At 41.6% G+C, this 26780-nt stretch carries 26 protein-coding genes and 1 other RNA gene; 10 read left to right on the forward strand and 17 right to left on the reverse strand.

From position 1 onward, the window contains the following. Window positions 1-171 precede the first annotated feature (171 nt). Together LCM11_RS10470 and LCM11_RS10475 are read right to left on the reverse strand one after the other, a co-directional pair. On the reverse strand, window positions 172-1149 hold the full coding sequence (locus LCM11_RS10470) for a zinc-binding dehydrogenase (RefSeq protein ID WP_224894188.1): 978 nt from the start codon (window positions 1147-1149) through the stop codon (window positions 172-174). A 227-nt stretch (window positions 1150-1376) separates the two neighbouring features. Next, complete coding sequence (locus LCM11_RS10475) at window positions 1377-1976, reverse strand: YpjP family protein (protein ID WP_224894189.1); 600 nt, start codon at window positions 1974-1976, stop codon at window positions 1377-1379. A gap of 202 nt (window positions 1977-2178) precedes the next feature. Between LCM11_RS10475 and LCM11_RS10480 the strand changes: the two genes are divergently transcribed. From LCM11_RS10480 to LCM11_RS10490, 3 genes are all read left to right on the forward strand, one after another. After that, on the forward strand, window positions 2179-2793 hold the full coding sequence (locus LCM11_RS10480) for a spore coat protein (protein ID WP_224894190.1): 615 nt from the start codon (window positions 2179-2181) through the stop codon (window positions 2791-2793). 122 nt (window positions 2794-2915) lie between these two features. Beyond that, window positions 2916-3683 carry a YqcI/YcgG family protein gene (locus tag LCM11_RS10485; protein WP_224894191.1) on the forward strand — a complete coding sequence of 256 codons (768 nt, stop codon included), beginning with the start codon at window positions 2916-2918 and terminating at the stop codon, window positions 3681-3683. 31 nt (window positions 3684-3714) lie between these two features. Next, the gene (locus LCM11_RS10490; RefSeq protein WP_224894192.1) at window positions 3715-4653 is read left to right on the forward strand and encodes an arginine deiminase family protein; all 939 of its coding nucleotides are present in this window, start codon (window positions 3715-3717) and stop codon (window positions 4651-4653) included. Between the two features lie 78 nt (window positions 4654-4731). Here the strand turns inward: LCM11_RS10490 and dhaM are convergent, their stop codons facing one another. From dhaM to smpB, 7 genes are all read right to left on the reverse strand, one after another. Then, a complete protein-coding gene (dhaM, locus tag LCM11_RS10495; protein ID WP_224894193.1) occupies window positions 4732-5106 on the reverse strand; it encodes a dihydroxyacetone kinase phosphoryl donor subunit DhaM in 375 nt (124 codons plus the stop codon). Between the two features lie 4 nt (window positions 5107-5110). Beyond that, entirely contained in the window at window positions 5111-5731 is a 621-nt protein-coding gene (dhaL, locus tag LCM11_RS10500; protein WP_224894194.1) for a dihydroxyacetone kinase subunit DhaL, read from the reverse strand. Between the two features lie 15 nt (window positions 5732-5746). Beyond that, window positions 5747-6742, reverse strand: coding sequence for a dihydroxyacetone kinase subunit DhaK (gene dhaK, locus LCM11_RS10505; protein ID WP_224894323.1), 996 nt, complete (start codon window positions 6740-6742; stop codon window positions 5747-5749). 84 nt (window positions 6743-6826) lie between these two features. Next, window positions 6827-8320 (reverse strand): glycerol kinase GlpK, encoded by a 1494-nt coding sequence (gene glpK / locus LCM11_RS10510; RefSeq protein WP_224894195.1) that lies wholly within the window; start codon window positions 8318-8320, stop codon window positions 6827-6829. A gap of 19 nt (window positions 8321-8339) precedes the next feature. Continuing rightward, window positions 8340-9170, reverse strand: coding sequence for an MIP/aquaporin family protein (locus LCM11_RS10515; RefSeq protein WP_224894196.1), 831 nt, complete (start codon window positions 9168-9170; stop codon window positions 8340-8342). 398 nt (window positions 9171-9568) lie between these two features. Continuing rightward, window positions 9569-9931, reverse strand: a transfer-messenger RNA (tmRNA) gene (gene ssrA / locus LCM11_RS10520). Between the two features lie 99 nt (window positions 9932-10030). Next, entirely contained in the window at window positions 10031-10495 is a 465-nt protein-coding gene (gene smpB, locus LCM11_RS10525) for an SsrA-binding protein SmpB (RefSeq protein WP_224894197.1), read from the reverse strand. Window positions 10496-10651: 156 nt separating this feature from the next. Here smpB and LCM11_RS10530 point away from each other — a divergent pair, with 156 nt between their 5' ends. Then, on the forward strand, window positions 10652-11512 hold the full coding sequence (locus LCM11_RS10530) for a GNAT family N-acetyltransferase (protein ID WP_224894198.1): 861 nt from the start codon (window positions 10652-10654) through the stop codon (window positions 11510-11512). A gap of 50 nt (window positions 11513-11562) precedes the next feature. Here the strand turns inward: LCM11_RS10530 and rnr are convergent, their stop codons facing one another. From rnr to secG, 3 genes are all read right to left on the reverse strand, one after another. Next, window positions 11563-13851, reverse strand: a complete 2289-nt coding sequence (rnr, locus tag LCM11_RS10535) for a ribonuclease R (RefSeq protein ID WP_224894199.1) — start codon at window positions 13849-13851, stop codon at window positions 11563-11565. Window positions 13852-13893: 42 nt separating this feature from the next. Continuing rightward, window positions 13894-14637 carry an alpha/beta hydrolase gene (locus LCM11_RS10540; protein WP_224894200.1) on the reverse strand — a complete coding sequence of 248 codons (744 nt, stop codon included), beginning with the start codon at window positions 14635-14637 and terminating at the stop codon, window positions 13894-13896. Between the two features lie 195 nt (window positions 14638-14832). Continuing rightward, on the reverse strand, window positions 14833-15066 hold the full coding sequence (gene secG, locus LCM11_RS10545) for a preprotein translocase subunit SecG (RefSeq protein WP_014644223.1): 234 nt from the start codon (window positions 15064-15066) through the stop codon (window positions 14833-14835). Between the two features lie 273 nt (window positions 15067-15339). On the opposite strand from secG, the gene LCM11_RS10550 reads away from it, so the two are divergent. From LCM11_RS10550 to ytzI, 6 genes are all read left to right on the forward strand, one after another. Beyond that, window positions 15340-16089, forward strand: a complete 750-nt coding sequence (locus LCM11_RS10550) for a DeoR/GlpR family DNA-binding transcription regulator (protein WP_224894201.1) — start codon at window positions 15340-15342, stop codon at window positions 16087-16089. After that, window positions 16086-17039, forward strand: a complete 954-nt coding sequence (gene pfkB / locus LCM11_RS10555; protein WP_224894202.1) for a 1-phosphofructokinase — start codon at window positions 16086-16088, stop codon at window positions 17037-17039. The genes LCM11_RS10550 and pfkB overlap by 4 nt, the downstream gene beginning before the upstream one ends. Further along, window positions 17014-18897, forward strand: coding sequence for a PTS fructose transporter subunit IIABC (locus LCM11_RS10560; RefSeq protein WP_224894203.1), 1884 nt, complete (start codon window positions 17014-17016; stop codon window positions 18895-18897). The genes pfkB and LCM11_RS10560 overlap by 26 nt, the downstream gene beginning before the upstream one ends. A gap of 54 nt (window positions 18898-18951) precedes the next feature. After that, window positions 18952-19218, forward strand: coding sequence for a phosphocarrier protein HPr (locus LCM11_RS10565; protein ID WP_014644227.1), 267 nt, complete (start codon window positions 18952-18954; stop codon window positions 19216-19218). Window positions 19219-19221: 3 nt separating this feature from the next. Further along, entirely contained in the window at window positions 19222-20940 is a 1719-nt protein-coding gene (ptsP, locus tag LCM11_RS10570) for a phosphoenolpyruvate--protein phosphotransferase (RefSeq protein ID WP_224894204.1), read from the forward strand. An 83-nt stretch (window positions 20941-21023) separates the two neighbouring features. Next, on the forward strand, window positions 21024-21203 hold the full coding sequence (gene ytzI / locus LCM11_RS10575; protein ID WP_041601395.1) for a YtzI protein: 180 nt from the start codon (window positions 21024-21026) through the stop codon (window positions 21201-21203). A gap of 608 nt (window positions 21204-21811) precedes the next feature. Here ytzI and LCM11_RS10580 read toward each other — a convergent pair. The 5 genes from LCM11_RS10580 to tpiA all read right to left on the reverse strand — a co-directional run bounded on the left by LCM11_RS10580 (window position 21812) and on the right by tpiA (window position 26762). Further along, on the reverse strand, window positions 21812-22405 hold the full coding sequence (locus LCM11_RS10580; protein ID WP_224894205.1) for a nitroreductase: 594 nt from the start codon (window positions 22403-22405) through the stop codon (window positions 21812-21814). A 91-nt stretch (window positions 22406-22496) separates the two neighbouring features. Beyond that, window positions 22497-23078: a YdcF family protein gene (locus tag LCM11_RS10585; RefSeq protein WP_224894206.1), complete on the reverse strand. Its 582-nt coding sequence runs from the start codon at window positions 23076-23078 to the stop codon at window positions 22497-22499. A gap of 90 nt (window positions 23079-23168) precedes the next feature. Continuing rightward, window positions 23169-24455 carry a phosphopyruvate hydratase gene (eno, locus tag LCM11_RS10590; protein WP_089754904.1) on the reverse strand — a complete coding sequence of 429 codons (1287 nt, stop codon included), beginning with the start codon at window positions 24453-24455 and terminating at the stop codon, window positions 23169-23171. 14 nt (window positions 24456-24469) lie between these two features. Then, window positions 24470-26008 (reverse strand): 2,3-bisphosphoglycerate-independent phosphoglycerate mutase, encoded by a 1539-nt coding sequence (gpmI, locus tag LCM11_RS10595; protein WP_224894207.1) that lies wholly within the window; start codon window positions 26006-26008, stop codon window positions 24470-24472. Further along, complete coding sequence (gene tpiA, locus LCM11_RS10600) at window positions 26001-26762, reverse strand: triose-phosphate isomerase (RefSeq protein WP_224894208.1); 762 nt, start codon at window positions 26760-26762, stop codon at window positions 26001-26003. The genes gpmI and tpiA overlap by 8 nt, the downstream gene beginning before the upstream one ends. Window positions 26763-26780: the final 18 nt, after the last annotated feature.

Here is a 26780-nt window from a genome sequence, read left to right on the forward strand (position 1 = left end):
ATCCTTTTCTTAGTTTATCCTTAAAACTTAATCACCTTAAGCTTATAAGCTCCATTTCGAATATGGAGCATTTCTTATCTGGGAAAATCCCTGCATTGCTGAGCACGTCAACTTTTCCATCTTGTTCTTTTATTTTAGACTGACCTATACTAAAAAGTCAGTCTTCCTTCATTACTTCAACTTGGCAACAATCTTGCCTGATACATGACGGTCAGCTAAGCGTTCCAGTGCCTCAGGCACGTTATCCAAGTCCACAATTTCTGAAACCAGGGTCTCCAACTTTCCATGCCTAACCATATCAAGCATGGTGGCTCCCATTCTTCTCAAATCTTCTTGTGATTGCATGTCCGCCTTATGAATAGCGCCAAGCGCTATTTCGTGATAGGAAATGACTTGAGTAAATGGTTTAACTTTAGAAAAATCTGGTGCTCCTGCGATATAAACCAAGTGCCCCATATGAGCTAAATACCCGAGAGATTCAGTGGCGTTCTGGCTGCTTACTGTATCTACAACAGCATCCACACCCCGTCCTTCGGTAATATCCATCACTCTAGCTTCTACCTCTTCGTTCCTGTAATCAATTACAAAATCTGCACCTAAAAGCCTTACGTGGTCATGATTATGAGAAGAGGCTGTCGAAATTACTGTTTTTCCAGCTGCTTTAGCAAGCTGAATGCCAAAGCCTCCAACTCCACCAGCTCCGGCATGGATAAGAAGTGTTTCAGTTTGATCCAAAGGAAGTTTACGGTGTAGCGCCTGGAAAGCAGTGTATCCAGCGGTGGGCAGTGCGGCCGCATTTACAAATGATACCCCTTCTGGAATACGAGAAATTGTATGTGCGGTTGTTATATTATACTCAGCAAAAGCCCCGTCTCTAGTTAAATCTCCGTGATACACGACAGGATCTCCAATTGACCATTCCGTTACACCTTCTCCAAGTTCTCTAATGATCCCTGCAGAATCCAAACCCAGGATATGGGGGTATGACCAATCTGGATGTCCATTGCTGGCGGTTTTATAATCAACGGGATTTAAACCAGCAGCGTGTACTTCAATTAATACCTCTCCTTTGCATGGTTTAGGTGGCTCCACATTTTCAACCTTCATATCTTTCCAGTGGCTGTCTCCACGAAGCAGTAAAGCTTTCATCATAAGTCACTCCCTATTTTAAAATGTTGTCCATCACTTACTTTATGGTAATTCCCTTTCATAGAAAAAGGATTTGCTCACGTAAGGGTTGATTGGTTGTTACACTGCGATCGACGGCTTATAACTCCTCCCTTACCAATGGGCACCGATACATGGCTTAAAACGGGAGTTTAATGCCGAACAAATGCTAAAAAAACGACCCCGCTATCAGGGCCGTTTCATATCTCTTATGACATCCATTTAGGAGGAGTGTTTTTCTCCCAATAAATTTCTCCAATAAAGTGGTGTTTAGTAAAGTTGTCCTCGCTTAAGTGATAATGAAAATTGAACCAGTATCCTTCACCTGGCCGTTTATCACGACGGACGTGGAAACGAGCTTCTTCTTCATTGGTTCGATGATTGTATAAGTTAAAGATTTTCTCTCCATATCCAGGAGTAAGCTGCTCTGTTATTTCATAATAGGGAGCTTGTTCATCCGCTTTTGTAAGAAGCATCTCTACAACTTCTTCAATTTTAGGAAGAATCTCTTCCGTCATTTCAGCATCTATTTTATCGAGTATTTTAGGTCCCATTTTTGTAATCGTTTGTTCTTTAGCCTGGGCCATAATGATATCAACCGGATCTTCATCCAGATTTTCTGTTTCAATAGAACTTTCATCAATAAGAGGTTCCTCAATAGATAGAGGTATCTCTTTTTCTTCACTAGAATCTTCTGAAGTCATTTCTTTTTCTGCTGACTCAGCAGCAAGTTCTGTAGGAGGTATATATAAACCTAACGTAAGTACGGATATTAATATAACAAATATCTTTCTGCCCCATAATTTCATAAAAAATTAGCTCCTTTATATAGGCTCCTCTTAGATTTTATCATTTCAAACAAGAAAGTCTATATGAAAACGCAAACAATTTCGAATATTTCATGACAATCAGAATATACGTTCAGCTATATGCCTTTCATGTACATGGTTTTTCTATCGAGGGGCATCCTTAAAGGTGAAACCTACTTTATTAATAACTGGAGGAAAAGTCATGCAATCTCAAAATCAAACGCAATCAAATGAGGCAATGCAGCCTAATATGGCCCCTAATCAGAACCATGGCGGCCATGAGTTGTTCGACGCTCACGAGGTAATAGCCGGGGTAATCAGTATGCTGGATCAATATCAGATGTATGATCAACACATTCAAGATCAGGAACTAAAAGACATTTTACACCGTCAATCCACTTTCGTTACCCAGATGTACAATACTGTTGTCCAAAGCTTTCAAACTGGTCAGGATCCCAAAATGCCTACCCAGCAATATAGGATGCAACAGAACAACAATGCTGTGTATGGTCTGAAACCCGGGCAGCCTAAAAAGCCAAACCAGTCCGTTAATGAGCTTTCTGATCAGGGGTTATCTGCTTACATGCTGGGTCAAACTAAATCGCTGGCTTCACTACTAACGATGACTGCACTCGAAATGACAAACCCTGTCCTTCGACGTGTCATTTCTGACAGTGTCCCTAACTTCATTGAGATGAGCTATGAAATATTCCTTTATCAAAATAAAAATGGATACTACCAGGTGCCTCAATTAAACCAGCAGGATATGAACCAAATGCTTCAAAGTTATCAGCCTGCTCCAATACAAACTCATTAATATTATCAAAAAAGCTGGAGCCCCATTTCTTACTCCAGCTTTTTTCATCTCCTCTAGACAAACACACTTCCTCCCCTCGTTAAATATGCTACTTGTATCCTACTGTTAAGGAGGGTCTGCAAGTGAAATTATTAACGAAAACCTGGCTCGAGGAACATGGCACCCATTTAGCCTCGTGGAAACAAAGCTCTTTTAGAGATTTTTCCAACATGATGAATGAAAAGGAACACCTTTATCCTTGTGTCCCAGGTAAAAAGGGATTTAACTCTGACTCGCTGCGTTTTGGTTTTGCAGATAGTCCTGACTCCCCAAATGCTTGCAAACAAGCTGCTGAGTATTTAAAACAATACAGTGAAATCTCCAGAGATACTGGAAAATACGCGTCCCTTATTCTATTCTTCAATACAGAAACACAGGAAAGGGATATAGAGCACTATCAAGCTCTCTTTTGGAAGATTTTAAATAATCTTCATACTTATGACGAGAAGTCTTGGCCTGAAGATATCCCATTAGACCCTTCTCAAAGTGCTTGGGAATTCTGCTTTCACGGAGAACCTTACTTTGTGTTTTGTGCTACACCAGCCCATCAAAATAGAAAAAGTCGTTTTTTTCCTTATTTACTTCTAGCCTTTCAGCCCCGCTTTGTATTTGATGAGATCAATAGTGAGACCCCTCAAGGCCGAAAGCTAAAAAAGATTATTCGCACACGCCTGAAAAATTATGATCACTACCCCATCCATCCCGATTTAAAATGGTACGGTGAGGAAGGAAATCTTGAATGGAAGCAATATTTTTTAAGAGACGATCATTCTTCTCTTTCAAAATGTCCTTTCAGCGGGAAGAACCAATCTCCATCACAAGGGAATGATAATGAAACAGGAGGGAAATAGTATAAAGAGATATATAAAGGAGTAAGCGATCATGAATCTACCTATACAATGTTGGAATGAATACGATGAATTAAAGACGGTAGTAGTCTGTTCACCGCCGGCTTTAGAGATCCCTGATCAACAAACGGCTGAGAACGTTCAATGGCTTAAACCATTTGATCCGGCTAAAATCGTTCATCAATTCGAAACACTAGTTCAATCGATGAAACAAGAAGGCGTCCAGGTTATCGATTATTCAGAATACTTATCACAAGATGACCGAAACTTTAATCAACAGCTAGTCAGTCGAATCTTTGTCCGGGATTTAGCTTGTGCATTTGGCCGTACACTCCTTCCCGGCAAAGCCGGTACATCTATGAGAAAACCTGAATATGTCCATAGCCATAGTGTATTTCAAGAGTGGTGGGATGAACGTACATTTCCCATACAAGCAAATAACAAGTGGAATTCTTTAGAATATGGGGATGTCATTGTATTAAACGAGGATGCTGTTTTAATTAATGCAGGACTTCGAACAAGTATGGAATCTTTGGATGATATACAACTTCACATCAGAAAAGCAGGTTTTTCAGAAGTTGGCGTCATTGACTTGCCACGCAGGTCCGATACACTCCATTTAGATATGAATTGTAATGTAGCAGGTGAAAGACTGCTCCTCACTAAGAATTATTTACGCTATTTTCCCATTGAGATTCTGGACGGCCAAAGCCGTTACTGTATGTTTCATGAATTCATTGAACGTCATGGATTTACATTAGTTTGGACTGATAAAGTTAAAAATACGGTGCCGGACATTAATTTTCTTACCCTTAACCCGGAGACTATACTTGTAAGCAAACAACTCAACAAAAAGATAATTCAGCAATCTCCCCACTTGCGTAGAAAAAATCTAATTGAAATAGAGATCTCCGAATTAGAAAAAGGGGGCGGAGGAATCCGCTGCATGACTTTGCCACTGAAGAGAAGCTAAATGGACAAGCACGCGTTATTTCTCAAATTAAACCTTCAAGCCAGGCAGGAAAGTATTCCATGCCTGGCTTGCCTGTCTCTATTTAAACTCTTTATTTAATGAAGCAAAGATCTCTTCCACATTTTTTCCTACACTGGATTCCACAGCAGCCAGATAAGCTCCTTCCAAAATCGGGGCAGAAGTAAGATGAACGTTTTCAAAACCAAGCGTCTCAATCGCCATCTCTGCATTCATTTGAGCACTTCCAATATCATAAAAGACAATTGTTCCTTTTTCATTGTGTATATTTTGAATAGCCATTTGTATCCGCTCAAAGTTAGTACCAATCTCTCCACCTTCAAGTCCCCCGGCTGCTTCCACAGGGATCTCCCCAACTACTTGCTGTAAAATTTCACAGATTCCCGCAGCAGCTTTTTCACTATGTGAAACTAGTACAATTCCAACATGTGACATGGCTTTACTCGTCTCCTTTTATACAGTCTGCCAGAGCTTCAAATACATAGTAGGAGGACATGGCTCCTGGATCTATATGGCCCTTTGACCGTTCTTTTAAATAAGCGGCACGTCCTTTGGTTGCCACAAGATCTTTAGTTTTTTCCATGGAAGCTTGTGCGGTATCAAGGATAAGCTGACGATCAAATTCCTGGACTTCGCTCATTTGATCTGCCAACGGTTCCCAAACATCGAGCATTGTTTTTTCTCCGGCTTCTGCTTTTCCACGTTGTTTAATTCCAGCGACGGCCTCCTTCAACGCTGAAGAGAATGTTTGAAAATCAACGTTTTCTGCACCTTTTACCGCAGTCGACATTTTTAAAAATACGGTACCATATAAAGGTCCGGAAGCTCCGCCTACTTTAGACATCAATGTGGTGGCCACGTCTTTCCAGACTCCGGACACATCTGAGTAATCTTCTCCAGATATTTTATTTACTGCTTCCTGAAAGCCACGGGCCATATTAATCCCATGATCTCCATCGCCGATGGCCTGATCCAGCGAAGTTAGTTCATCTTTATTGCTTTGAACCTTATCGTTAATGTTATGAATCCACTCTAGCGCATGGCTGACTTCCAACTTCATGTGATTACCTCCCTTTTACACTTTAAAATCTGGTGCCTTGGACGGTTCATTTAGCAGTTCTTTTAATTCCTCGTCTACTTTCAATAAAGTGACTGAACAGCCCGCCATCTCAAGCGAAGTCATGTAATTACCCACGTATGTTTTATAGACGTTTATTCCTTTTTCCTGCAGATGCTCTTGTACTTTTCGATTAACAATATAAAGTTCCATCTCAGGAGTGGCTCCCAATCCATTAATCATAACCGCTACATCCTCAGATCCGGTTAGACCTAAATCCGTAAGTACTAAGTCCGTCAATTCTACAGCAATGTCATTAGCTGAACTCACCGCTTTTCGTTGTGTACCAGGCTCCCCATGAATACCTACTCCGATTTCTAATTCCTCTTCGTCAAGCTCAAAGTTAGGCTTTCCTGATGCCGGCATTACAGGCGGCTTAAGAGCCACCCCCATTGAACGCACGTTAGCTACTGTCTTGTCGGCCGTGGCTTTTATTTCTTCTAAAGAAGCCCCTGTCTCAGCTTTAGCCCCTACTATTTTATGAACAAAAACAGTTCCGGCAATTCCGCGGCGTCCAGAGGTAAATGAGCTGTCCTCTACTGCCACGTCATCATTAACAACAACTTTCTCCACTTTGATGCCTTCTGCTTCCGCAAGCTCTGCCGCCATCTCAAAATTCATAACATCACCGGTGTAGTTCTTAATGACAAGAAAAACTCCGGCACCGCCGTCGACTGCTTTTATCCCTTCTAATACCTGATCTGGTGTCGGTGAGGTAAACACCTCTCCCGCTACAGCTGCATCCAGCATCCCCTGACCAATGTAACCCGCATGAGCCGGTTCGTGCCCGCTTCCACCACCGCTTACAATACCTACTTTATTTTTTACAGGAGCATCTTTCCTAACTAAAACTGTCGTATCCTGCACTCGTCTTACATCATTCGGATAGGCAGCTGCAATTCCATCCAGCATTTCTGTTACGACCTGATTTGAATCATTGATTAATTTTTTCATCATGCTCGTCCTCCCTGGATTGAACTATCGTATACAATCGCATCGTAAACAGGTCCTTCTTCTTAGAAAGACCTGTTCTGATAACTATTTGTACTCTCTTGTTGCAGCGACTGCTTTCTTCCACCCGTTATAAAGATCGTCTTGTTTATCTTGTTCCATGTTTCCAGTAAATGTACGTTCGTTTTTCCATTGTTTCTGGATACCTTCTTTATTTTCCCAATACCCCACGGCTAGTCCTGCAAGATAAGCTGCTCCAAGAGCTGTTGTTTCCTGAACCTCAGGGCGTTCCACAGGAACTCCGAGAATATCGCTCTGAAACTGCATTAAGAAATCATTTTTCACAGCACCACCGTCAACTCGCAATGTTTTTAAGTTAATTCCCGAATCCGCGATCATTGCATCAAGTACATCCTTCGTCTGATAAGCAAGTGACTCTAAAGTCGCACGGACAAAGTGAGCCTTTGAAGTTCCACGTGTTAATCCGAATACAGCTCCACGTGCATCACTATCCCAGTATGGTGTACCAAGTCCTACAAAGGCAGGTACAAGATAAACCCCGTCAGTAGAATCGACAGATACTGCCAGATCTTCTGTTTGAGGAGCACTTTCAATCAATTTCAACCCATCTCGGAGCCACTGTATGGCTGACCCAGCTACAAATATACTCCCTTCAAGTGCATATTCAACTTTGCCATCGATCCCCCAGGCCAGAGTCGTCAAAAGTCCATGCTCTGATTTCACTCCTTCTTCGCCTGTGTTCATCAGCATGAAGCATCCTGTCCCGTACGTATTCTTAGCCATTCCTTTTTCAAAGCAGGCTTGTCCGAAGAGAGCGGCTTGCTGGTCACCTGCAATTCCTGCAATCGGCACATTATGACCAAAGAAATGATAATCAACGGTCTCAGCATATACTTCAGAAGAAGGTTTTACTTCGGGAAGCATGCTCTTAGGAACGCCTAAAATATCCAGAAGCTCTTCGTCCCACTTCAAGTCATATATATTAAACATGAGTGTACGGGAAGCATTAGAGTAATCTGTTATATGCGTTTGTCCACCCGATAATTTGTAGACAAGCCATGTATCAATAGTGCCGAACATTAAGTCCCCATTCTCAGCTCTTTCACGTGCTCCATCGACGTGATCCAGGATCCATTTTACTTTAGTGCCTGAGAAATAAGGGTCTAATAAAAGGCCGGTCTTATCCCTAAAGAGATCATTATGCCCCTGAGCTCGTAACTCTTTGCAAATATCCTCTGTCTGTCTAGACTGCCATACAATAGCTTTGTAAACCGGTTTGCCCGTGTGTTTATCCCATACCACTGCAGTTTCACGCTGGTTGGTTATACCTATCCCGGCAATTTGATCGGGTCCAACGTCGGATTTTCTTAATACATCAGCCATACATGCCAGAACGGAAGTCCATATTTCATTAGCATCATGTTCCACCCAGCCTGGCTTTGGAAAAAACTGCTCAAATTCCTTTTGAGCTGTTTCCACAATTGTTCCTGCTTCATTGAATAATATTGCTCGAGAACTTGTGGTTCCCTGGTCAATTGATAAGATATACTTGTTTGTCATCCTAATCTCTCCTTCAACTTTAGCTTATTTTTTCTTCTACTTGCTCGGCTACAGTGTGCTCTTTTTTCAATTCAGAGAAGGCAGCTCCTACTAAAATGATAGCTACAAAAACGCTAAGTACCCAGAATAGACTTGTAAATTCTTCTAAAAACATAGCACGATAAAATACTGCTCCATAAATCCCACCTAAAATTGGACCAACTACTGGAATCCAGGCATAACCCCAATCCGAGCTGCCTTTTTTAGGGATAGGCAGAAGAGCATGAGCAATTCTCGGACCAAGATCTCGAGCAGGATTAATGGCGTATCCTGTCGCACCTCCCAGGGACATTCCTATAGCAACAATTAGTAACCCTACGATTAAAGGATTTAGTCCTTCTGTAAATTCGTTCGCCCCGATAAACATAAGCCCCATCAACAGAACGAAAGTACCAATCATCTCACTAACTAAATTAGAAAAAGGACTTCGCACAGCAGGATCGGTTGAGAAAACAGCAAGCTTTGCTCCCTGATCTTCCGTGCCTCTCCAGTGAGGAAGGTAGTTTAAAAATACAATAACTGCCCCAATAAAAGCACCGATCATTTGTGCTGTAATATAAACCGGCACTTTACTCCACGGGAATTCTCCTACAGCAGCAAACCCTAGAGTTACTGCCGGGTTAATGTGAGCTCCTGTAAAACTTCCGACAGCGTAAACTCCCATCGCTACAGCAAGTCCCCACCCAATCGTTATAACGACCCAGCCTGCCCCTTCAGCCTTAGAATTTTTCAGCACTACACCACCGACCACACCACCACCAAAGATAATCAGAATCATCGTGCCAATTAGTTCCGCCAGAAATTCCGACATGTTACTCCACTCTCCTTCTTCAATTCAAGATGACAAGGTAACGGGTGTTCTAAAAAAAAGACTCACACTGAAAGACGTACGTATCCCAAAGGATGTACTAGTTCAGTGTGAGTCTCCATGTCTCCGTCACAGCGTTAACTTGTTAGTTATAAAGTTACTCGAATATGAAAGCGTTGTCAATATTTTTCTTAATTTTCACTTTATTAATACTATTTGTCGTATAACAAAGAAACCTTTTATTTCCTGAAAAATAGTATTCCAATAAAACTTATTCAATAGACCCTATGGGAGTAAGAACATATATTATTATATTATAAAAAGGCTAGAGTCTATTGAATAGACTCTAGCCTTCCATTAAATTTAATAAAAAGAAAATAAAAAAACCACCAATTATGTATTGGTGGAGACGGTGGGAGTCGAACCCACGTCCGGAGATATCGGCACTCGGGCTTCTACAAGCGTAGTTGATATATTATCATTCGCTTCCTCTTCAGCCTATCAACAGGCTTCCGAGGAGCTAGCCTGATTAGTCTCTTCGTTTTTCCTCAGGCGGAGGAAAAACGCGTAGCCCGTTTCAGTTTGAGACCCTTCATCTGCCACACGGGCAATGCCAGGAAGGATCAGCTATAGGCTGCTTATGCAGCTACAGCTAGGTTATCGTTAGATTCGCCAGTTATATTTAGGCAAATGACGTTTAACGAGACGTCACCTCGACTCGCAACCCGAGCTCGACCTATCCCCGTCGAATCCGTAACGTCCCCGTTAGGATTAAAGGATAGAGCATCAAGCTCTAAAATGATCATCGCGTTTAGCGACAATTATTATTATAGCATAATTATAGCATTTTTCAAGGGAAGTGTCTATTTCAGACTATCTTTAATCGCACGATCAATTTCACGTTTTTGCTGCTTACGCTTCAGATCCTCACGTTTGTCATATTTTTTCTTACCTCTACCTAATCCAATCAATACTTTCGCTACTCCATTTTTTATATACATTTTTAAAGGAACAAGTGAGTAACCTTTCTGCTGGGTTTGACCAATTAATTGATTAATCTGTTTTCGATGCAGCAGTAACTTTCTCATACGCGTTGGATCGTGATTGTAGATATTTCCCTGCTCATAAGGTGATATATGCAGATTATGCAAAAATACTTCGCCATTGTTAATACGGGCAAAGCTGTCTTTTAAATTCACTCGTCCATTACGTATAGATTTGATTTCCGTTCCTTGCAAAACAATCCCGGCTTCAAAAGTTTCTTCGATTGAAAAATCATGGCGTGCCTTCTTATTCTGTGCAATTGTCTTACCATTTCCTCGTGGCATAGCGTTTTCCTCCTCTTGTGCGCAGCATCTATTGTACCAAATAACCCTGGTGTTTCCAATTCAAACACCAATCTAGATAGAAGCATAATGAATGGACTTTTAATGATAAAAATGAGAATATAATTTTGGAAAATGATCAATAAAGGAGTCTCCTGAATGGAACAAGTTATGAACGTCCAGCCTTTATCACATAAAGACCGACCGGCACTTGAAGCCATGGATACTGGAATTGAAGATGATTACGTGATACGGATTTTTGAAAAGCTAATTGAATCTGATAGTCATGAGATTTTCGGTCTTTTTAAAGAAGGAAATTTGTTATCAGTAGGCGGCTATAGCTTATTTGGAAACGGAAAATTTGCCATGTTGGGCCGTTTACGAAGTGACCGGCGGATGCTTATGAAGGGAAATGCCACTGAACTCCTGAAGCCTATAGTAGAGCAGCTTTTACGCGATCCTCAGGTTGCCTGGGTGGGAGCAAACACTCATCTCCATAACCTTCCCGCCAGAAGAGTCCTGCAGAAAATATCGCTTGAAGAGGGTCCTATACTTCATTTCTTGACCCTGAAATCACCAGAGCTATTAACCCATCATAAGCCGGGTCCTGTTTGGGAAGAGGTAACCAGCCTTCAGTATAAAAAGGATCTTCTTCATTCAACCGTAATGACTGAAACTGATATATTCCCTTATGAATGCTACTATCCGCTTCCTTATGATTACGCCTTGTTTACTGACCAATACCTTGAACAGTCCTCTTTTTACCAGAGCCCCGATGCTTCACGATTTGTAATTGTGAATAATGATACGAAAAAATTTGACTATTCCCATGTGAAATATTTTTGGGACGATCACTATAACCAATCCGGTTTTTTTGAAACGATACTTCACCACTGGAAGCAGCATCCTAATAACGTCGGCTGCTGGATTGATTTCTCAGCGGAAGGTTTTAAAAGAATTCCGGATTTGTCTCCTTACGATGTTCAGGAACCATGGGCGTTATACAGTAAATGGAAATAAAATTCCCCTACGTCTAAAAAACGCGCGAAGCAGCTCGCGCGTTTTTTATGTTACTTCTTTTTTTTGCTGCCTTTTTTCGGCACACCTTTATTTCTATAAAAAGGTTTATTGCCCTTTTGCTTATTCTTTTTCTTTTCTTTTTTCTTATCCGGCCCTTTAGAATTAATCTGCTTAGGTTGAGCGGGACGTTTACGTTCTTTTCTAGGTTTCATTCCATCAATTTCAAAATCAACGACACGGTCATCCAGATTTACATTCGTTACTCGAATAGTGACTTCATCCCCGATTCGAAATACATTGCCAGTACGTTCCCCAATCATAGCAAATTGTTTCTCATGGAAATGGTAGTAGTCATCCGTTAATGTACTAACGTGAACAAGACCTTCTACTGTATTTGGAAGTTCAACAAACATGCCAAAGCTTGTCACAGAACTGATTACACCTTCATACTCTTCCCCAACCTTATCCTGCATGAATTCGGCTTTTTTCAAATCATCCGTTTCACGTTCAGCATCAACGGCTGCTCGTTCCATCTCGGAAGAATGTCTGGCAATTTCAGGCATTTGATCCTTCCAGTGTTTCCGAGTTTTATAATCCAGTTTATCTTCCACCAGATACGTGCGAATGAGACGGTGGACAATTAAATCGGGATAACGGCGTATCGGCGAGGTGAAATGTGTATAGTAATCTGTAGCTAAACCAAAATGACCGAGGCTTTGAGGATCATATTTAGCCTGCTGCATCGAACGCAGCATTAGTTTTGAAATAATCATATCCTCCTGTGTACCTTTCACTTCTTCTAAGACTTTTTGAAGAGCCTGCGGATGAACATTATCTGCTGTTCCTTTTACTGCATACCCAAGATTAGCTACAAACTCAAAGAAGTTCTGAAGCTTGCTTTCATCTGGATCCTGGTGAATCCTATGAATGAATGGAACATCCATCCAGTGAAAGTGCTCTGCAATGGTTTCGTTGGCGGCAAGCATGAATTCTTCTATTAAACGCTCCGCCACCGAACGTTCTCGAAGTTTAACATCAACGGCTTTTCCTTCTTCGTCTACAATGACTCCGGCTTCTTTAAAGTCAAAGTCAATAGCACCACGGTCCATACGTTTACCACGAAGCGTTTTGGCCAGGGCAGCCATATCACGGAACATCGGCACCAGGTTTTCATATTTCTTAATTAGCTCTTCATCTTCGTCCTCAAGGATTTTATTCACATCTCTGTAAGTCATTCGTTCATTGGTTTTAATGACACTTTGAAAGATTTCATGTGCTACTACATCGCCACTTTTATTAATTTCCATTTCACAGGATAGGGTCAGACGATCAACTTGCGGGTTTAATGAACAAATTCCGTTAGACAGACGGTGCGGGATCATAGGGATTACACGGTCTACTAAATAAACACTTGTAGCACGCTCCCGAGCTTCTTTATCAATCGAAGAACCTTCACCCACATAATACGTGACATCCGCAATGTGAACACCGAGTTTAAAGTTTCCATTATCAAGCTTCTTAACTGTAACGGCATCGTCCAGATCTTTTGCGTCCGCACCATCAATCGTTACGATTGTTTCGTCCCGAAGATCGCGTCTGTTCTTAATTTCTTCTTCACTTATCTGATCTGGCGTTTCTCCCGCTTGCTTAAGAACTTCATCTGGAAAATCTACTTTAATTCCATGCTTGTGGATAATGGAAATAATATCAATTCCTGGATCATTTTTATGTCCAAGTATTTCAACGATTTCCCCTTCAGCACTCATACGCTCTTCCGGGAATTTCGTTATATTCACAATAACTTTATGACCATCGGCGGCACCATTGGTCTGTCCTTTAGGAATAAATATGTCATTAGGAATCCGTTTATCATCGGCTATAACAAAACCGAAATTACGGCTTGATTCATACGTACCTACTACTCGGGTCGTTGCCCGTTCTAATATTCGTATTACAGTACCCTCAGGACGATTTCCTTGTTCATCTCTTTTTTCAATTCGAACCATTACTTTGTCATTGTTCATGGCAGAATGAAGATCAGAATGATGAAGATAGACATCATCCTTGTCTTCTTCATCTGGGATGAGAAAAGCAAACCCCTTTGCATGCATCTGGATACGGCCACGAATAAGGTTCATTTTTTCAGGGAGTCCGAATCTGTTCTTTCTAGTTCTTACGAGTTCCCCTTCTTCTTCCAATTCATTCAATGCTTTCATAAGATCTTTGAATTCATAGCCGTCCTCTAACTCCATGGTATCTTCTAATTCTTGTACGGATAATGGTTTAGATGCAGTTTCTTTAAAAAATGCTAATATTTGTTGTTTTAAATTTGTGCTCAATTGTCTTACCTCCTCTAAAAGTAAAGGACAAGACTCTGGTGATTATGACCAGTCCAATGATTCAAGAAATTCAAGGATATCCTCATGCAGCTGTTCCTTTTCTTTACCCATTGTAATGACATGACCAGAGTTTTTGTACCATTTAATGTCTTTATGGTTGGATTCTACTTGTTCATAAATATAGTTTGCGCTATCTTGGTTAATCATTTCATCTTTTTCTGCTTGTACTACAAATGTTGGTGTGTAAATTTGATCCACTTCATCATGAACTTCGTTAATAAATCCACCTAATTGCTTAAACATTTCTTCTGAATCGCTCAATAATTCTTCTACTTCTTTATTAATCGTTTCCTGGTCTTTACCCTCAAGCTGCTTGTACTGCCGAGCTTTCGCTTCAAAGCCCTGGGTTAACTGCTTTTCGTTATCAAAAAACATAGGCGAGCACATGGTAACTAAACCTTTTATCGGTTCCGAATAAGCCAGCTTCAACCCAAGTACTCCACCAAGAGACAGACCAGCCACGGCTACTTTTTGGTAACCAAGGTCTCGCAGATGGTCTAAGGAAGCTTTTACATCCGTCCACCAATCTTCTGGTCTTGCATCAATTAAAGCTTCCAATTCCTTACCATGACCTCGGTATATCGGACCGTGACTTGTGTATCCGTGCTTTTGTAAAAATCTTCCGAGCATGCGGACATCAGCGGAATGTCCGGTAAAACCATGTAATAATAATACCGCGCGCTCTCCTTCTTCAAACGTAAAAGGTTGTGGCTGTTTAATTTTCATGTCATTCTCTCCTTACTTCATCTATTTCCTTATTTCCAATTTTCATTCTAATAATACTGTTTTCAGCTTACCAGAATTAACCCCCGGTTCCTTTTTTTGAGCTTATATGACAAATTATACCCTTTGTGTAAATACTTATCGATTGTAATAAAAAAACCGCGCTAAGAAATCAGCGCGGTTCTACTTTCGCATTCTTTAACCCAAAATATAGGCTGACAAGAAAGCCAGGACAAAAAATAAGACCCCTGTTACGATTGTAGCTTTATGCAATACAGCATCAATCCCTCTAGCTTTTTGCTTACCGAACAATTGCTCCGCTCCACCAGATATGGCTCCTGACAGCCCGGCACTTTTCCCTGATTGTAACAGTACTAGAACAATTAAAGCTATTGTATCAATAGTCAATAAAGTTATCGCGAGTGTTTCCATGTTGTGCCAACACCTCCTATAGACGTACAAATCACTAGACTAAATGTAGCATAAAACCATTCTAGCTTCAAGAAAATTTAAACTTCTATGTGTCTCTTCCTAAAGATGATCGTCCATGTCTTTACGGGATAGATCAATTAAAGCGTGGAAGGATAAGCTGAAGGGTTATCGGAGAAGGAATGATTGTTTTTGATAATTTTTGAATGTTTTTGCTTGATTTATGTAAGGGTTTTCTTTATTATAGGAGTTGAGATAAAGAAAGGAGAGGTGCCCATGCTGACTCCAGAACGACATCAAATTATTTTAGAAACCGTCAAAAAATATCATACAGCTAAAATTAAAGATTTAGTGCAATCAACAGGAGCATCTGAATCCACAATTCGACGTGACTTAGACCAATTAGAGCATGAAGGTCTACTCCGAAGGGTTCATGGGGGAGCATCTTTAAGAGCTTCAGCGAGCGACGAGCCAAGCATGGGGGAAAAAATCACAAAGTACCATAAAGAAAAAAATGCCATTGCCAGCTATGCTGCTTCACTCGTCAGAGACGGTGATTGCATTTTTCTCGATGCAGGCTCCACAACCTACGAAATGATTTCTTATTTATATGGTAAGGACATTACCGTAGTCACAAATGGGCTCGATCAACTCGATAAACTCACAGAATATCAAATTAAAACTTACGTAGTTGGCGGGTATGTAAAGCATCGGACAAGAGCTGTCATTGGAACAGTGGCTATGCAGAACCTGCAGCAATACCGATTTGACCAATGCTTTATGGGGACCAATGGTATTTCTTTAAGGGGAGGTTTTTCTACCCCAGACCCAGAAGAAGCTGCCATTAAAAGTACCGCTTTATCTTTATCTCAGGAACGGTATATTTTAGCTGACCATTCCAAGTTTGAAGAAATATCCTTCGGAAAATTTGCCAATCTCGATGAGGCATACATTCTGACAAATTATGAAGGACTATATTTAAACGATTACAAAGAAAAAACTAATATAAAGGTTGTGACCACATGATTTACACGTGCACACTGAATCCGTCCATTGATTATGTAATGAATGTGGACGAGTTCAAGCCCGGAGGCCTTAACCGTGCAAGCCAGACGTTTTACTATCCTGGCGGAAAAGGCATTAATGTTTCACGGGTAATGGCAAGACTGGGGGTTAAAACGATTGCCCTTGGTTTTACAGGCGGGTTTACAGGTGAATTTGTTAAAGACTTCTTGAATAAGGAGGAAATTAATCATCAATTTATCGATACCGATCAAAATACAAGGGTGAATGTAAAGTTAAAAAGCCAGCAAGAATCGGAGATTAATGGTCCAGGCCCCATACTTTCCTCTGAACATCAGGAAGAACTTATGAAGCAGGTTCGCACTTTTACTAATGATGACACACTGATACTTGCTGGGAGCGTACCATCTTCTTTACCAGAAGATTTTTATATAACCATCGCAGACGTGTGCAGCAAAAATGGTACTAAATTAGCCGTCGATACTTCTGGAAAGGCATTAAAGCAGCTCATCGGCCTCCCTATCTATTTGCTTAAACCGAACCACCATGAGTTGGGTGAACTATTTGATGTAAGCATTGATTCTATGGAAAAAGCTGCGCATTATGGGAAAAAGCTTGCAGATCAAGGTGTTCAACATGTGATTGTCTCCATGGGCGGTGATGGTGCTGTGTATATAGGTCCTGAACAGCAGCTTTACTCCAATGTACCTAAAGGCCAGCTAAAAAATTCAGTCGGCGCGGGAGACTCTGTAGTTTCTGGCTTTATTGCCTCCATGGCAAAAGGGAAATCGACAGAAGAGGCTTTCCGTGTAGGTGTTGCTTCCGGGAGTGCTACCGCCTTTCAGGATGACTTATGCACCGCCGAAGATGTTGAGGAGCTTTTGGATGAAGTTAAGATTTCTTCATTAAATATAGGAGGGAAACCTAATGAAAATCACAGAATTATTGACTAAAGAAACAATTCTGTTAAACATGACTGCTTCTTCTAAACCGGAAGCAATCGATGAACTCATTGGAAAATTGGATAAAGCAGGTAAATTAAATGACCGTGATGAGTTTAAACAAGCGATTCAGGCTCGTGAAGATCAAAGTACTACGGGTATCGGAGAAGGAATTGCTATCCCTCACGCAAAGACTGGCGCTGTGAAAGACCCGGCTATCGCATTCGGACGATCTCAAGAAGGGCTGGATTATGAATCGCTGGATGGCCAGCCGACCAATTTATTTTTTATGATTGCTGCTTCTGAAGGGGCTAATAATGCTCACTTGGAAACATTATCACGTCTATCTTCATTTTTAATGGATACTAATTTCCGATCTAAGTTGGAGCAAGCGAAAACGGAAGACGAAGTGATAGAAGCCATCAACGCAAAAGAAGCTGAAGAAGATGGCGACGAGGAAGCTGAAGAAAGTACTTCAGCTGGAAAAATCTTAGCGGTTACCGCATGTCCGACAGGAATTGCGCACACCTATATGGCAGCTGACAAATTAAAAGCAACGGCAAAGGAAATGGGCGTAAATATTAAAGTGCAGACCAATGGTTCCGGCGGGGTTAAAAACCGTCTGACCAAAGAAGATATTGCCGAAGCTGATGCAATCATTGTAGCTGCTGACACAAAAGTTGAAATGGAAAATTTCCACGGAAAACCCGTAATTGAAGTTCCAGTAGCTAAAGCTATTCACGAACCGAAAGAATTGATAAACAAAGCGGTTAACAAGGACGCTCCAATTTATCAGGGTGGCGGAAAGAACCAATCCGAGGATTCAGAGGAGAAAGGACAGCGTTCTGGAATTTATAAACACTTGATGAACGGTGTTTCCAACATGCTTCCATTTGTGGTTGGTGGCGGTATATTAATAGCCATCTCCTTCTTCTGGGGAATTGAATCCGAAAACGAATTTGCTCAAATGCTGAGCACCATTGGGGGCGGAAACGCATTCTTCCTTCTGGTTCCAGTGTTAGCAGGTTTCATTGCTTCCAGTATTGCAGATCGTCCAGGTTTTGCTCCTGGTATGGTCGGTGGTTTAATTGCGATTACGCAGACGTCCGCTGAAGGTGCAGGAAATGGATCTGGTTTCTTAGGTGGCTTAATCGCCGGTTTCCTAGCAGGTTATTTGACCTTGCTCATTAAAAAATGGCTTGAAGGGTTACCTGCTGTTTTAGATGGTCTGAAAACCGTACTTTTTTACCCAGTACTTGCTATTTTTGGAACAGGCATGATCATGTTGCTTATCAACCCAGCTTTAACAAGCGTTTATACTTGGCTGTTTGACCTTCTTGATAGTATGAGCGGGGCGAACTTAGCACTTCTCGGTATCATTGTTGGAGGTATGATGGCTGTAGATATGGGCGGTCCTGTAAATAAAGCTGCTTACACGTTCGGCATCGCTGCTCTTGAAGCCAATAATTACACCTTCATTGCTGCAGCTATGGCAGGCGGAATGGTCCCGCCACTAGCAATGGGACTAGCCACTACTTTCTTCAAAAATAAATTCACACCACAAGAGCGCGAAACCGGAAAAGCGGCTTACCCACTTGGTGCTTTCTTTATAACAGAGGGTGCTATTCCATTCGCAGCAGCAGACCCTGCCCGCGTCATTCCATCCATGGTTGCAGGAAGTGCTTTGGCCGGGATGTTGACCATGTTATTTGGAATTGGCCTTCGCGCACCACACGGTGGTGTGATCGTAGCTCCTCTAGTTGAAGGCGGAATTACCCAAATCCTGCTATATTTGGTAGCTATTGCTGCTGGCTCAATTCTGGGAGCAATTGTGGTTGGATTCTTGAAAAAAGACATCCAAAAGGCTTAAAATGATAAAGTTAGGGTACTCAAAATATAATACATTTTTTAAGGAGGAACTAAAATGGTAGAGAAAACATTTAAAATTACATCCTCAGACGGTGTACACGCACGACCTGCCACAGTACTTGTTCAAAATGCCGGCAAGTATGAATCAGAAATCAATCTTCATTACAAAGAAAAGGCTGTTAATTTAAAATCCATTATGGGTATTATGAGCCTTGGCATTCCAGCAGGCGCTGAAGTCAAAATTACTGCAGAAGGCAGTGATGAACAAGAAGCAGTAGATCATATGGCATCTACAATGAAGAATGAAGGGCTGGGGGAATAACCCATGACTAACCTTCAAGGAATTGCAGCTTCCAGCGGTATCGCTATTGCGAAAGTCTACCGTCTGGAAGCTCCAGACCTTTCTTACAGTAAAAAAGATATAGAGCAACCTGAACAAGAAATCAAACGCCTGCATGATGCTCTAGATGTTTCAAAGTCGGAACTTGAAAAAATTAAAGAACATACTAAAAATTCACTTGGCGATGAGCATGCTGAGATTTTCTCTGCTCATTTGCTGGTACTTTCAGACCCAGAGTTGATTAAACCAATTGAAGATAAAATAAAAGCAGAGAATGTGAATGCCGAAGCTGGTTTAGATGAAACGGCTAACATGTTCATCGACATGTTTAAAAACATGGACAATGAATATATGCGGGAACGTGCTGCTGACATCCATGACGTTACGAAACGGGTTATGGCGCATCTCTTGAATGTAACGTTCCCTGACCCTGCTTTAATTAACGAAGAAGTTGTTATTGTAGCTGACGATCTTACCCCTTCTGATACTGCACAGTTAAACAAACAGTATGTTAAAGGGTTTACCACGGATATCGGCGGCCGTACTTCTCATTCTGCAATTATGGCTCGTTCACTGGAGATCCCTGCAGTAGTCGGGACAAAAGATGTTACCTCTAAAGCACCTAAGGATTCGATGATTATCGTTGATGGAATAAACGGCGATGTAATTATCGAACCTACAGAAGAACAGGTAAATGACTATAAGCAGAAACAAGAAGACTTTGAACAGAAAAAGAAAGAATGGGCTAAGCTGAAAGACGAGCCTACTGTTACTTCTGAAGGAGATCATGTAGAGCTTGCTGCTAATATTGGTACCCCTCAGGATGTGGATGGTGTACTGAATAATGGAGGCGAAGGAGTAGGTCTTTACCGTACCGAATTCCTTTATATGGGTAAAAGTCAGCTTCCAACAGAGGAAGAACAATTTGATTCCTACTCTACCGTATTGAAACAAATGGGCGATAAGCCGGTGGTAGTAAGAACATTGGACATCGGCGGAGACAAAGAACTCGATTATCTGGATCTTCCTGATGAAATGAACCCGTTCCTTGGTTATCGAGCTATTCGTTTATGCCTGGAACGTGACGACATCTTCCGTGTTCAGCTGCGCGCTCTTCTACGTGCCAGTGTCCATGGAAATTTAAAAATCATGTTCCCCATGATTGCGACACTCGAAGAATTCCGTCAGGCAAAAGCCATCCTTGATGAAGAGAAAGAGAAATTAATCAACGAAGGTAAAGAGGTCTCTGAAACCATTGAAGTGGGTATGATGGTTGAAATTCCTGCCACGGCTGTAATTGCCCGTCAATTTGCAAAAGAAGTTGATTTCTTCAGTATTGGGACAAATGACCTTATCCAATACACGATGGCTGCCGATCGAATGAATGAACGAGTATCCTACTTGTACCAGCCTTACAATCCTGCCATTCTTAATTTGATTAATAATGTAATTGAAGCTGCTCATGCAGAAGGTAAATGGGCCGGAATGTGCGGAGAAATGGCTGGAGACGAAATTGCTATTCCTATTCTTTTGAGTCTTGGACTTGATGAATTCAGCATGAGTGCTACTTCCATTCTTCCAGCTCGCACGCAAATCAGAACCCTGTCTAGAGAAGACTGGATTTCTTACAAAGATGAATTACTATCAAAAGGAACATCTGATGAAGTGGTCGATTTTGTTAAAGAAAAAACACAATTAAGGTAGTATTTCCAAATGAAATGTGGCAAACTAAACGTGTGAAACAGAGAAACGCCCCTTTTTATGTTATTTAGAAAGAAGTGTTTACGATGACGTTTACGATTATTATGATCGTTTGTGTAGCTATTGTCCTTGGGATTGCAGCTATGTTTGGAACGGCAGTCTCCAAGGGATATGATTACGAACACACCATAGATCCTCTTCCGGAGGAGCCACATCACAATCATCACAAGGATGAAGAAGATAAAAAAGCTGACGCCAATCAATAAGCGTCAGCTTTTTTGTATCTTCCGTACTAGCTCCATATCAAAATCACAGTAAAGCTCCCATTACTTGAAGACTCGATTTCGAGACTTTTGTGAGAATTTGGTCCTGCGGGGGACGATTTCGCTTTTCGCGGGCATGTGCTGAGCTTCCTCGGGCTTAACAGCCCTGCGGGAGCTCACCGATCATGTTCATCCCGCAGAAGTCTTCATCGTCCCCCTCCGGACCTTGCGAAATAGGGAGCTCGAAATCATGTTTGAAACGTCCCGACTTATGACTCAGATAAACGTATAACAATTAGCGTATACGTGTAGATAATCACTGCTATAGAAGCTTTTGAGGCGGATCAAGCATCTCCCTACCGCTTATAGAAGGGTCCGTTCACCCTTCCATCATAGGGTGGCGAAGGAAACGACGAGACTCCCGCGGGAGAAGGAGCTAGGCGAGACCCCACAAGAAGTGTTAACGACTGAGGAGGCTTGCCAGTTCCCCCGCAGGAAAGCGAGTTGTTTCCGTAGCCATCCCTCCTCTGTATTAAGTATCGGGCCAAAGATATCTCGAAACTGAGTCTTCAACTAATCGGCCCTTTAACGTAATAAGCTCTTATAAGAAATCAACTATTTGTGAAATTGTAATTAAATAACTTATATTTGTCTTCCATTGAGGTCCTGGGTTTAGCTTTTGGCACTTTCTTTGGGTACCCCATTTGAATGACTCCTATCAATTTATGTATCTCTGGGTTCAGTCCGACACCTTTTATAAATTCCATATCATGTAAATATGGACTAGTGGTCCACAATCCTCCGACCCCTTTTTCCCAGGCCAACAACTGAACATTCTGGATGAAAGCGCAGACCGCTGCATAATCTTCTTCATATTTGTGCTCATTTGCATCCTTTTCCATGAAAATCAAAGCGTGATGGGGAATATTCTCTAGAAACTCACGAATCCCCTGTTTCATCCTTTGGGATTTTTCCTCGCTATATCCTTCAAAGAAGCCCTTTCGTGTATAGCTTTGTAAAACCAGTTCAGCATATACTTGTTTACCTTCTTCCTGAAACATGTAAATGTTCCACGGCTCCTTCATACGGTGAGTCGGGGCCCATGAAGCGGATGTGAATATTTCTTTTAACATACCCTCAGGAACTTCTACTTGTTTAAAATCATGAATGGACCGCCGGTTTTTAATAGCATCTGCCAACTCCATGCCATCCCCCCCTTCTTTTTTAGAAACTGTAAAATATTGCTGATATATTGAACATTAGGACCGTTGATATAAGCCTAATTTAAGTCTTTTTTTAAGGAAACAGGTTTGTAATCTGATCTCCCATCAAGTACGCCCACTCTCTTAAAAAGAACGGGATTTTGGTTTTTAGAGTCTCATAAGCTGAATATTGTGTGGGTACACCTGTAACATCCATCCCCTGACTTTCAGCCTCTCCCACAGCTCTTTTAAGATGAAATTGATCACTTACAAGCAGATAGGAATCAATTCCTTTACGAGAAGCTACTTTCTTTGCATTAATTAGATTTTCTTTCGTTACCAGTGATCGTTTCTCAATTAAAATTGATTCCTTTGGTATTCCATTCTTGACTGCATATTCTTTCCCTACTTCAGCTTCTGAGGCTGCAGCTTCCTGACTCCCGCCCCCGGTAAATATAAGATAATCCACTTTATCATCCTTAAAGAGTTCGAGAGCTTGCTTTAAGCGCCCCTTAAACACTGGACTCGGCTCTCCATTCCATTGTGCTGCCCCGAGTACTATGGCAGCATCTGCATCAGGTATATTCTCCTCTTCCCCGAATGTCCATAAACTATATCCTGTGTAAAGACCATACACCACTATAAGAATTGAAATTATTTTTAATAATCGACGCATCGTTTACTGTCTCCTACTCTTCGCTGACTATTAACCATCATATCATAGAAAAAAGCCTCTCTGAATAAATCAGAGAGGCTTGAGTTAAAATTATTTATTCAAGTTGTAGAATGCTTTTCCACCTGCGTACTCAGCTGTTCCAAACAGTTGGTCTTCAATACGAAGAAGCTGATTGTACTTGGCTACACGGTCTGTACGTGACGGTGCACCTGTCTTGATTTGCCCTGCGTTTGTAGCTACGGCAATATCAGCGATAGTCGCATCTTCTGTCTCGCCAGAACGGTGGGAAATAACAGCTGTATAACCTGCACGCTTGGCCATTTCAATTGCCTGGAATGTTTCCGTAAGTGTGCCGATTTGGTTCACTTTAATAAGGATGGAATTTCCTACACCCTGTTCAATGGCACGTCCAAGTTTCTCAGTGTTTGTAACGAACAAGTCGTCACCTACCAGTTGTACACGGTCGCCAATCCGGTCGGTAAGAAGCTTAGTTCCTTCCCAGTCGTTTTCGTCCAGTCCATCTTCAATGGATACAATTGGGTATTTGTTTACAAGCTCTTCATACCAGTCAACCATTTCTTCGGAAGTACGTACAACGCCTTCACCTTTCAAGTTGTACTTGCCATCTTCATAAATTTCAGAAGAGGCAACGTCCATCGCAAGCTTCACTTCTGCGTCAGGCTTATATCCTGCTTCTTCAATTGCTTCAATGATAGTGGAAAGGGCTTCTTCATTGGATTTAAGGCTTGGAGCAAACCCGCCTTCATCACCAACACCTGTATTATAGCCTTTGTTCTTAAGCACTTTCTTAAGAGAGTGGAAGATCTCTGCACCCATGCGAAGAGCTTCTTTAAAGGTTGGAGCACCAACAGGCATGATCATAAATTCTTGAATATCTACGTTGTTATCCGCATGCTCTCCGCCGTTAAGGATGTTCATCATTGGCGTTGGAAGTGTGTTGGCCGTGAAGCCTCCAAGATATTTGTATAGTGGAAGACCTACCACGTCAGCTGCTGCGTGAGCTACAGCCATTGATACACCAAGAATAGCGTTAGCACCTAGTTCTCCCTTATTTTCAGTACCATCAAGCTCGATCATCATTTGATCAATAATCACTTGTTGAGTAACGTCCATTCCAAGCAGGTTAGGAGCAATTTTCTCGTTCACATTCTCCACTGCTTTTTCTACACCTTTTCCAAGATAACGATCCTTGTCACCGTCACGAAGTTCTACAGCTTCATATTCACCAGTAGAAGCTCCGCTAGGTACAAGTGCCGTACCAAATGCGCCGGATTCTGTATAAATTTCAACTTCAACAGTTGGATTACCGCGAGAGTCTAATACTTCACGTGCGTAAACGTCTGTAATAAATGGCATTTAAATTCTCTCCCTTATTTTTTAATTAATGACTGACCTGTCATTTCTTCAGGTTGTTCAATGTTTAATAACTCCAGAAGGGTTGGAGACAAATCTCCCAGTACTCCTTCTGTGCGAAGCTCAGCACCTTCTTTAGTAACAATTACAGGTACTGGGTTAGTCGTATGCGCAGTCATAGCATCTCCATCCGGAGTCGTCACTTCATCTGAATTACCATGATCAGCTGTAATAATGGCGTGACCGCCTTTTTCATGAATCTTGTCTACGATTTTACCTAAGCACTCATCTACAGCTTCAATTGCTTTAATGGTCGGCTCAAGCATGCCGGAATGCCCAACCATATCCGGATTAGCAAAATTCAGGATAATGGCATTATGCTTTTCAGCATCTAACTCGCTTAAAAGAGCGTCTGTAACTTCATAAGCACTCATTTCAGGCTGCTGATCATAAGTTGATACTTTTGGTGAATCAATGAGAATACGTTCTTCTCCATCAAATTCATTCTCACGTCCGCCACTCATAAAGAAGGTTACATGAGGATATTTCTCCGTTTCAGCAATACGCAGTTGTTTCTTATTGTTATTCGCTAGTACTTCTCCAACTGTATTTTTTAGATCTTTTGGCGGAAAAGCGATCTTGCTGTTAACTGCATCGCTATATTGAGTCATTCCTACAAAGTAGGTGTTTTTCGGAGCATCTTCGCCTCTATCGTAACCATCAAAGTCATCATTAGCGAATGTTTTAGATAGTTGAATGGCACGGTCAGGACGGAAGTTAAAGAATATAATAGAATCTTCATCGTTCACTGTACCTTGAGCCTCACCGTTCTCATCTGTTAGAACTACTGGTTCAACAAATTCATCATAAACTTCTTTCTGATAGGAGTCCTCTACTGCTTGAAGTGGGTCCTCATACTTATGACCTTTACCATAAGCAATAGCATCATAAGCGAGCTTCACTCGTTCCCAGCGGTTATCACGGTCCATGGCATAATATCGCCCTGATACCGTCGCGAGCTTACCGATGCCGATTTCCTCTACCTTGTCCAATGTTTGCTGGATATAGGTCTTAGCTGATTGCTGTCCCACATCACGTCCATCAAGAAAGGCATGGATATAAACCTCTTCAAGGCCTTCATTTTTGGCTAATTGAAGTGTTGCGAACATGTGGTCAATATGGCTGTGAATCCCGCCATCCGACAATAAGCCGAAAATATGAAGGGCTTTATTTTTAGCTTTAGCATTTCTTACTGCATCTAGTAAGACTTCATTCTCATAAAACTCGCCCTCGCGTATAGAAAGGTTAATACGGGTAAGACTTTGATAAACTACACGTCCAGCACCAATGTTCAGATGGCCGACTTCTGAGTTCCCCATCTGTCCCTCTGGAAGACCTACAGCTTCTCCGCAAGCGATTAGCTGAGCATGAGGGAACTGGTTCCAATACCGGTCGAAATTAGGTGTATTCGCTTGTTTAACTGCATTGCCTTTTTCTTCATCCCGCAGTGCGTACCCATCGAGGATGATTAAAGCTGCTAAATCATGATTACTCATGTTTACCTGCCTCCACAAGTTTTAAGAAAGAGTCTGCTTCAAGGCTCGCTCCACCAACTAATGCTCCGTCAATATCAGACTGGGAAAGCATTTCATCAACGTTAGCCGGCTTTACACTGCCGCCATATTGAATACGTAAGGCATCAGCAGCATCTGCATTAACATAGTTGCTGACCGTTTCGCGGATGTGAGCACATACTTCATTAGCTTGTTCTGCAGTAGCCGTACGGCCTGTACCAATAGCCCAGATCGGCTCATATGCGATAATAACTTCAGCACACTGCTCGTTTGTAAGTCCTTCAAGAGCTTTTTTGACTTGAGATTCTACATGATTCATAGTTTGATCTGCTTCACGCTGATCAAGCGTCTCCCCTACACAGATAATAGGAGTAAGTCCATGTTTAAACGCAGCGTGCACTTTCTTATTTATATCTTCATCGGTTTCTTTAAATACTTCACGACGCTCAGAGTGGCCGAGAACTACATACGTGACACCAAGTTCTTTAAGCATTACAGGGCTTACTTCCCCTGTGAATGCACCACTTTCTTCAAAATGCATATTTTGAGCACCAATCTTTAAGCTGGTCCCTTCTGTTTCTTCGACTAATTTTTGAAGAAACGGGAAAGGGGCACATACCACGGATTCCACTTTATCAGAAGATGGGACCTCATTCTTTGTCGTCTGAATAAAATCTTCCGCTTCGCGGTGAGTTTTGTTCATTTTCCAATTTCCTGCAATCACTTGTTTACGCATGTCTTCTTCACCTCTCCT

The organism is Halobacillus halophilus, assembly GCF_020171985.1.
GTDB classification, from domain to species: domain Bacteria; phylum Bacillota; class Bacilli; order Bacillales; family Halobacillaceae; genus Halobacillus; species Halobacillus halophilus_A.

Excerpts from the sequence above, each read along its gene's own strand:
- ptsP (WP_224894204.1), top strand. The coding sequence starts at position 19,222 with ATGACTAACCTTCAAGGAATTGCAGCTTCCAGCGGTATCGCTATTGCG.
- secG (WP_014644223.1), bottom strand. The coding sequence starts at position 15,066 with ATGGAAACACTCGCGATAACTTTATTGACTATTGATACAATAGCTTTA.
- LCM11_RS10540 (WP_224894200.1), bottom strand. The coding sequence starts at position 14,637 with ATGAAAATTAAACAGCCACAACCTTTTACGTTTGAAGAAGGAGAGCGC.
- LCM11_RS10565 (WP_014644227.1), top strand. The coding sequence starts at position 18,952 with ATGGTAGAGAAAACATTTAAAATTACATCCTCAGACGGTGTACACGCA.
- LCM11_RS10580 (WP_224894205.1), bottom strand. The coding sequence starts at position 22,405 with ATGGAGTTGGCAGATGCTATTAAAAACCGGCGGTCCATTCATGATTTT.
- dhaL (WP_224894194.1), bottom strand. The coding sequence starts at position 5,731 with ATGAAGTTGGAAGTCAGCCATGCGCTAGAGTGGATTCATAACATTAAC.
- LCM11_RS10470 (WP_224894188.1), bottom strand. The coding sequence starts at position 1,149 with ATGAAAGCTTTACTGCTTCGTGGAGACAGCCACTGGAAAGATATGAAG.
- LCM11_RS10585 (WP_224894206.1), bottom strand. The coding sequence starts at position 23,078 with ATGCGTCGATTATTAAAAATAATTTCAATTCTTATAGTGGTGTATGGT.
- gpmI (WP_224894207.1), bottom strand. The coding sequence starts at position 26,008 with ATGAGTAATCATGATTTAGCAGCTTTAATCATCCTCGATGGGTACGCA.
- LCM11_RS10550 (WP_224894201.1), top strand. The coding sequence starts at position 15,340 with ATGCTGACTCCAGAACGACATCAAATTATTTTAGAAACCGTCAAAAAA.
- ytzI (WP_041601395.1), top strand. The coding sequence starts at position 21,024 with ATGACGTTTACGATTATTATGATCGTTTGTGTAGCTATTGTCCTTGGG.
- eno (WP_089754904.1), bottom strand. The coding sequence starts at position 24,455 with ATGCCATTTATTACAGACGTTTACGCACGTGAAGTATTAGACTCTCGC.
- LCM11_RS10560 (WP_224894203.1), top strand. The coding sequence starts at position 17,014 with ATGAAAATCACAGAATTATTGACTAAAGAAACAATTCTGTTAAACATG.
- smpB (WP_224894197.1), bottom strand. The coding sequence starts at position 10,495 with ATGCCACGAGGAAATGGTAAGACAATTGCACAGAATAAGAAGGCACGC.
- tpiA (WP_224894208.1), bottom strand. The coding sequence starts at position 26,762 with ATGCGTAAACAAGTGATTGCAGGAAATTGGAAAATGAACAAAACTCAC.
- glpK (WP_224894195.1), bottom strand. The coding sequence starts at position 8,320 with ATGACAAACAAGTATATCTTATCAATTGACCAGGGAACCACAAGTTCT.
- dhaK (WP_224894323.1), bottom strand. The coding sequence starts at position 6,742 with ATGAAAAAATTAATCAATGATTCAAATCAGGTCGTAACAGAAATGCTG.
- dhaM (WP_224894193.1), bottom strand. The coding sequence starts at position 5,106 with ATGTCACATGTTGGAATTGTACTAGTTTCACATAGTGAAAAAGCTGCT.
- LCM11_RS10515 (WP_224894196.1), bottom strand. The coding sequence starts at position 9,170 with ATGTCGGAATTTCTGGCGGAACTAATTGGCACGATGATTCTGATTATC.
- LCM11_RS10530 (WP_224894198.1), top strand. The coding sequence starts at position 10,652 with ATGGAACAAGTTATGAACGTCCAGCCTTTATCACATAAAGACCGACCG.
- pfkB (WP_224894202.1), top strand. The coding sequence starts at position 16,086 with ATGATTTACACGTGCACACTGAATCCGTCCATTGATTATGTAATGAAT.
- LCM11_RS10475 (WP_224894189.1), bottom strand. The coding sequence starts at position 1,976 with ATGAAATTATGGGGCAGAAAGATATTTGTTATATTAATATCCGTACTT.
- LCM11_RS10480 (WP_224894190.1), top strand. The coding sequence starts at position 2,179 with ATGCAATCTCAAAATCAAACGCAATCAAATGAGGCAATGCAGCCTAAT.
- LCM11_RS10490 (WP_224894192.1), top strand. The coding sequence starts at position 3,715 with ATGAATCTACCTATACAATGTTGGAATGAATACGATGAATTAAAGACG.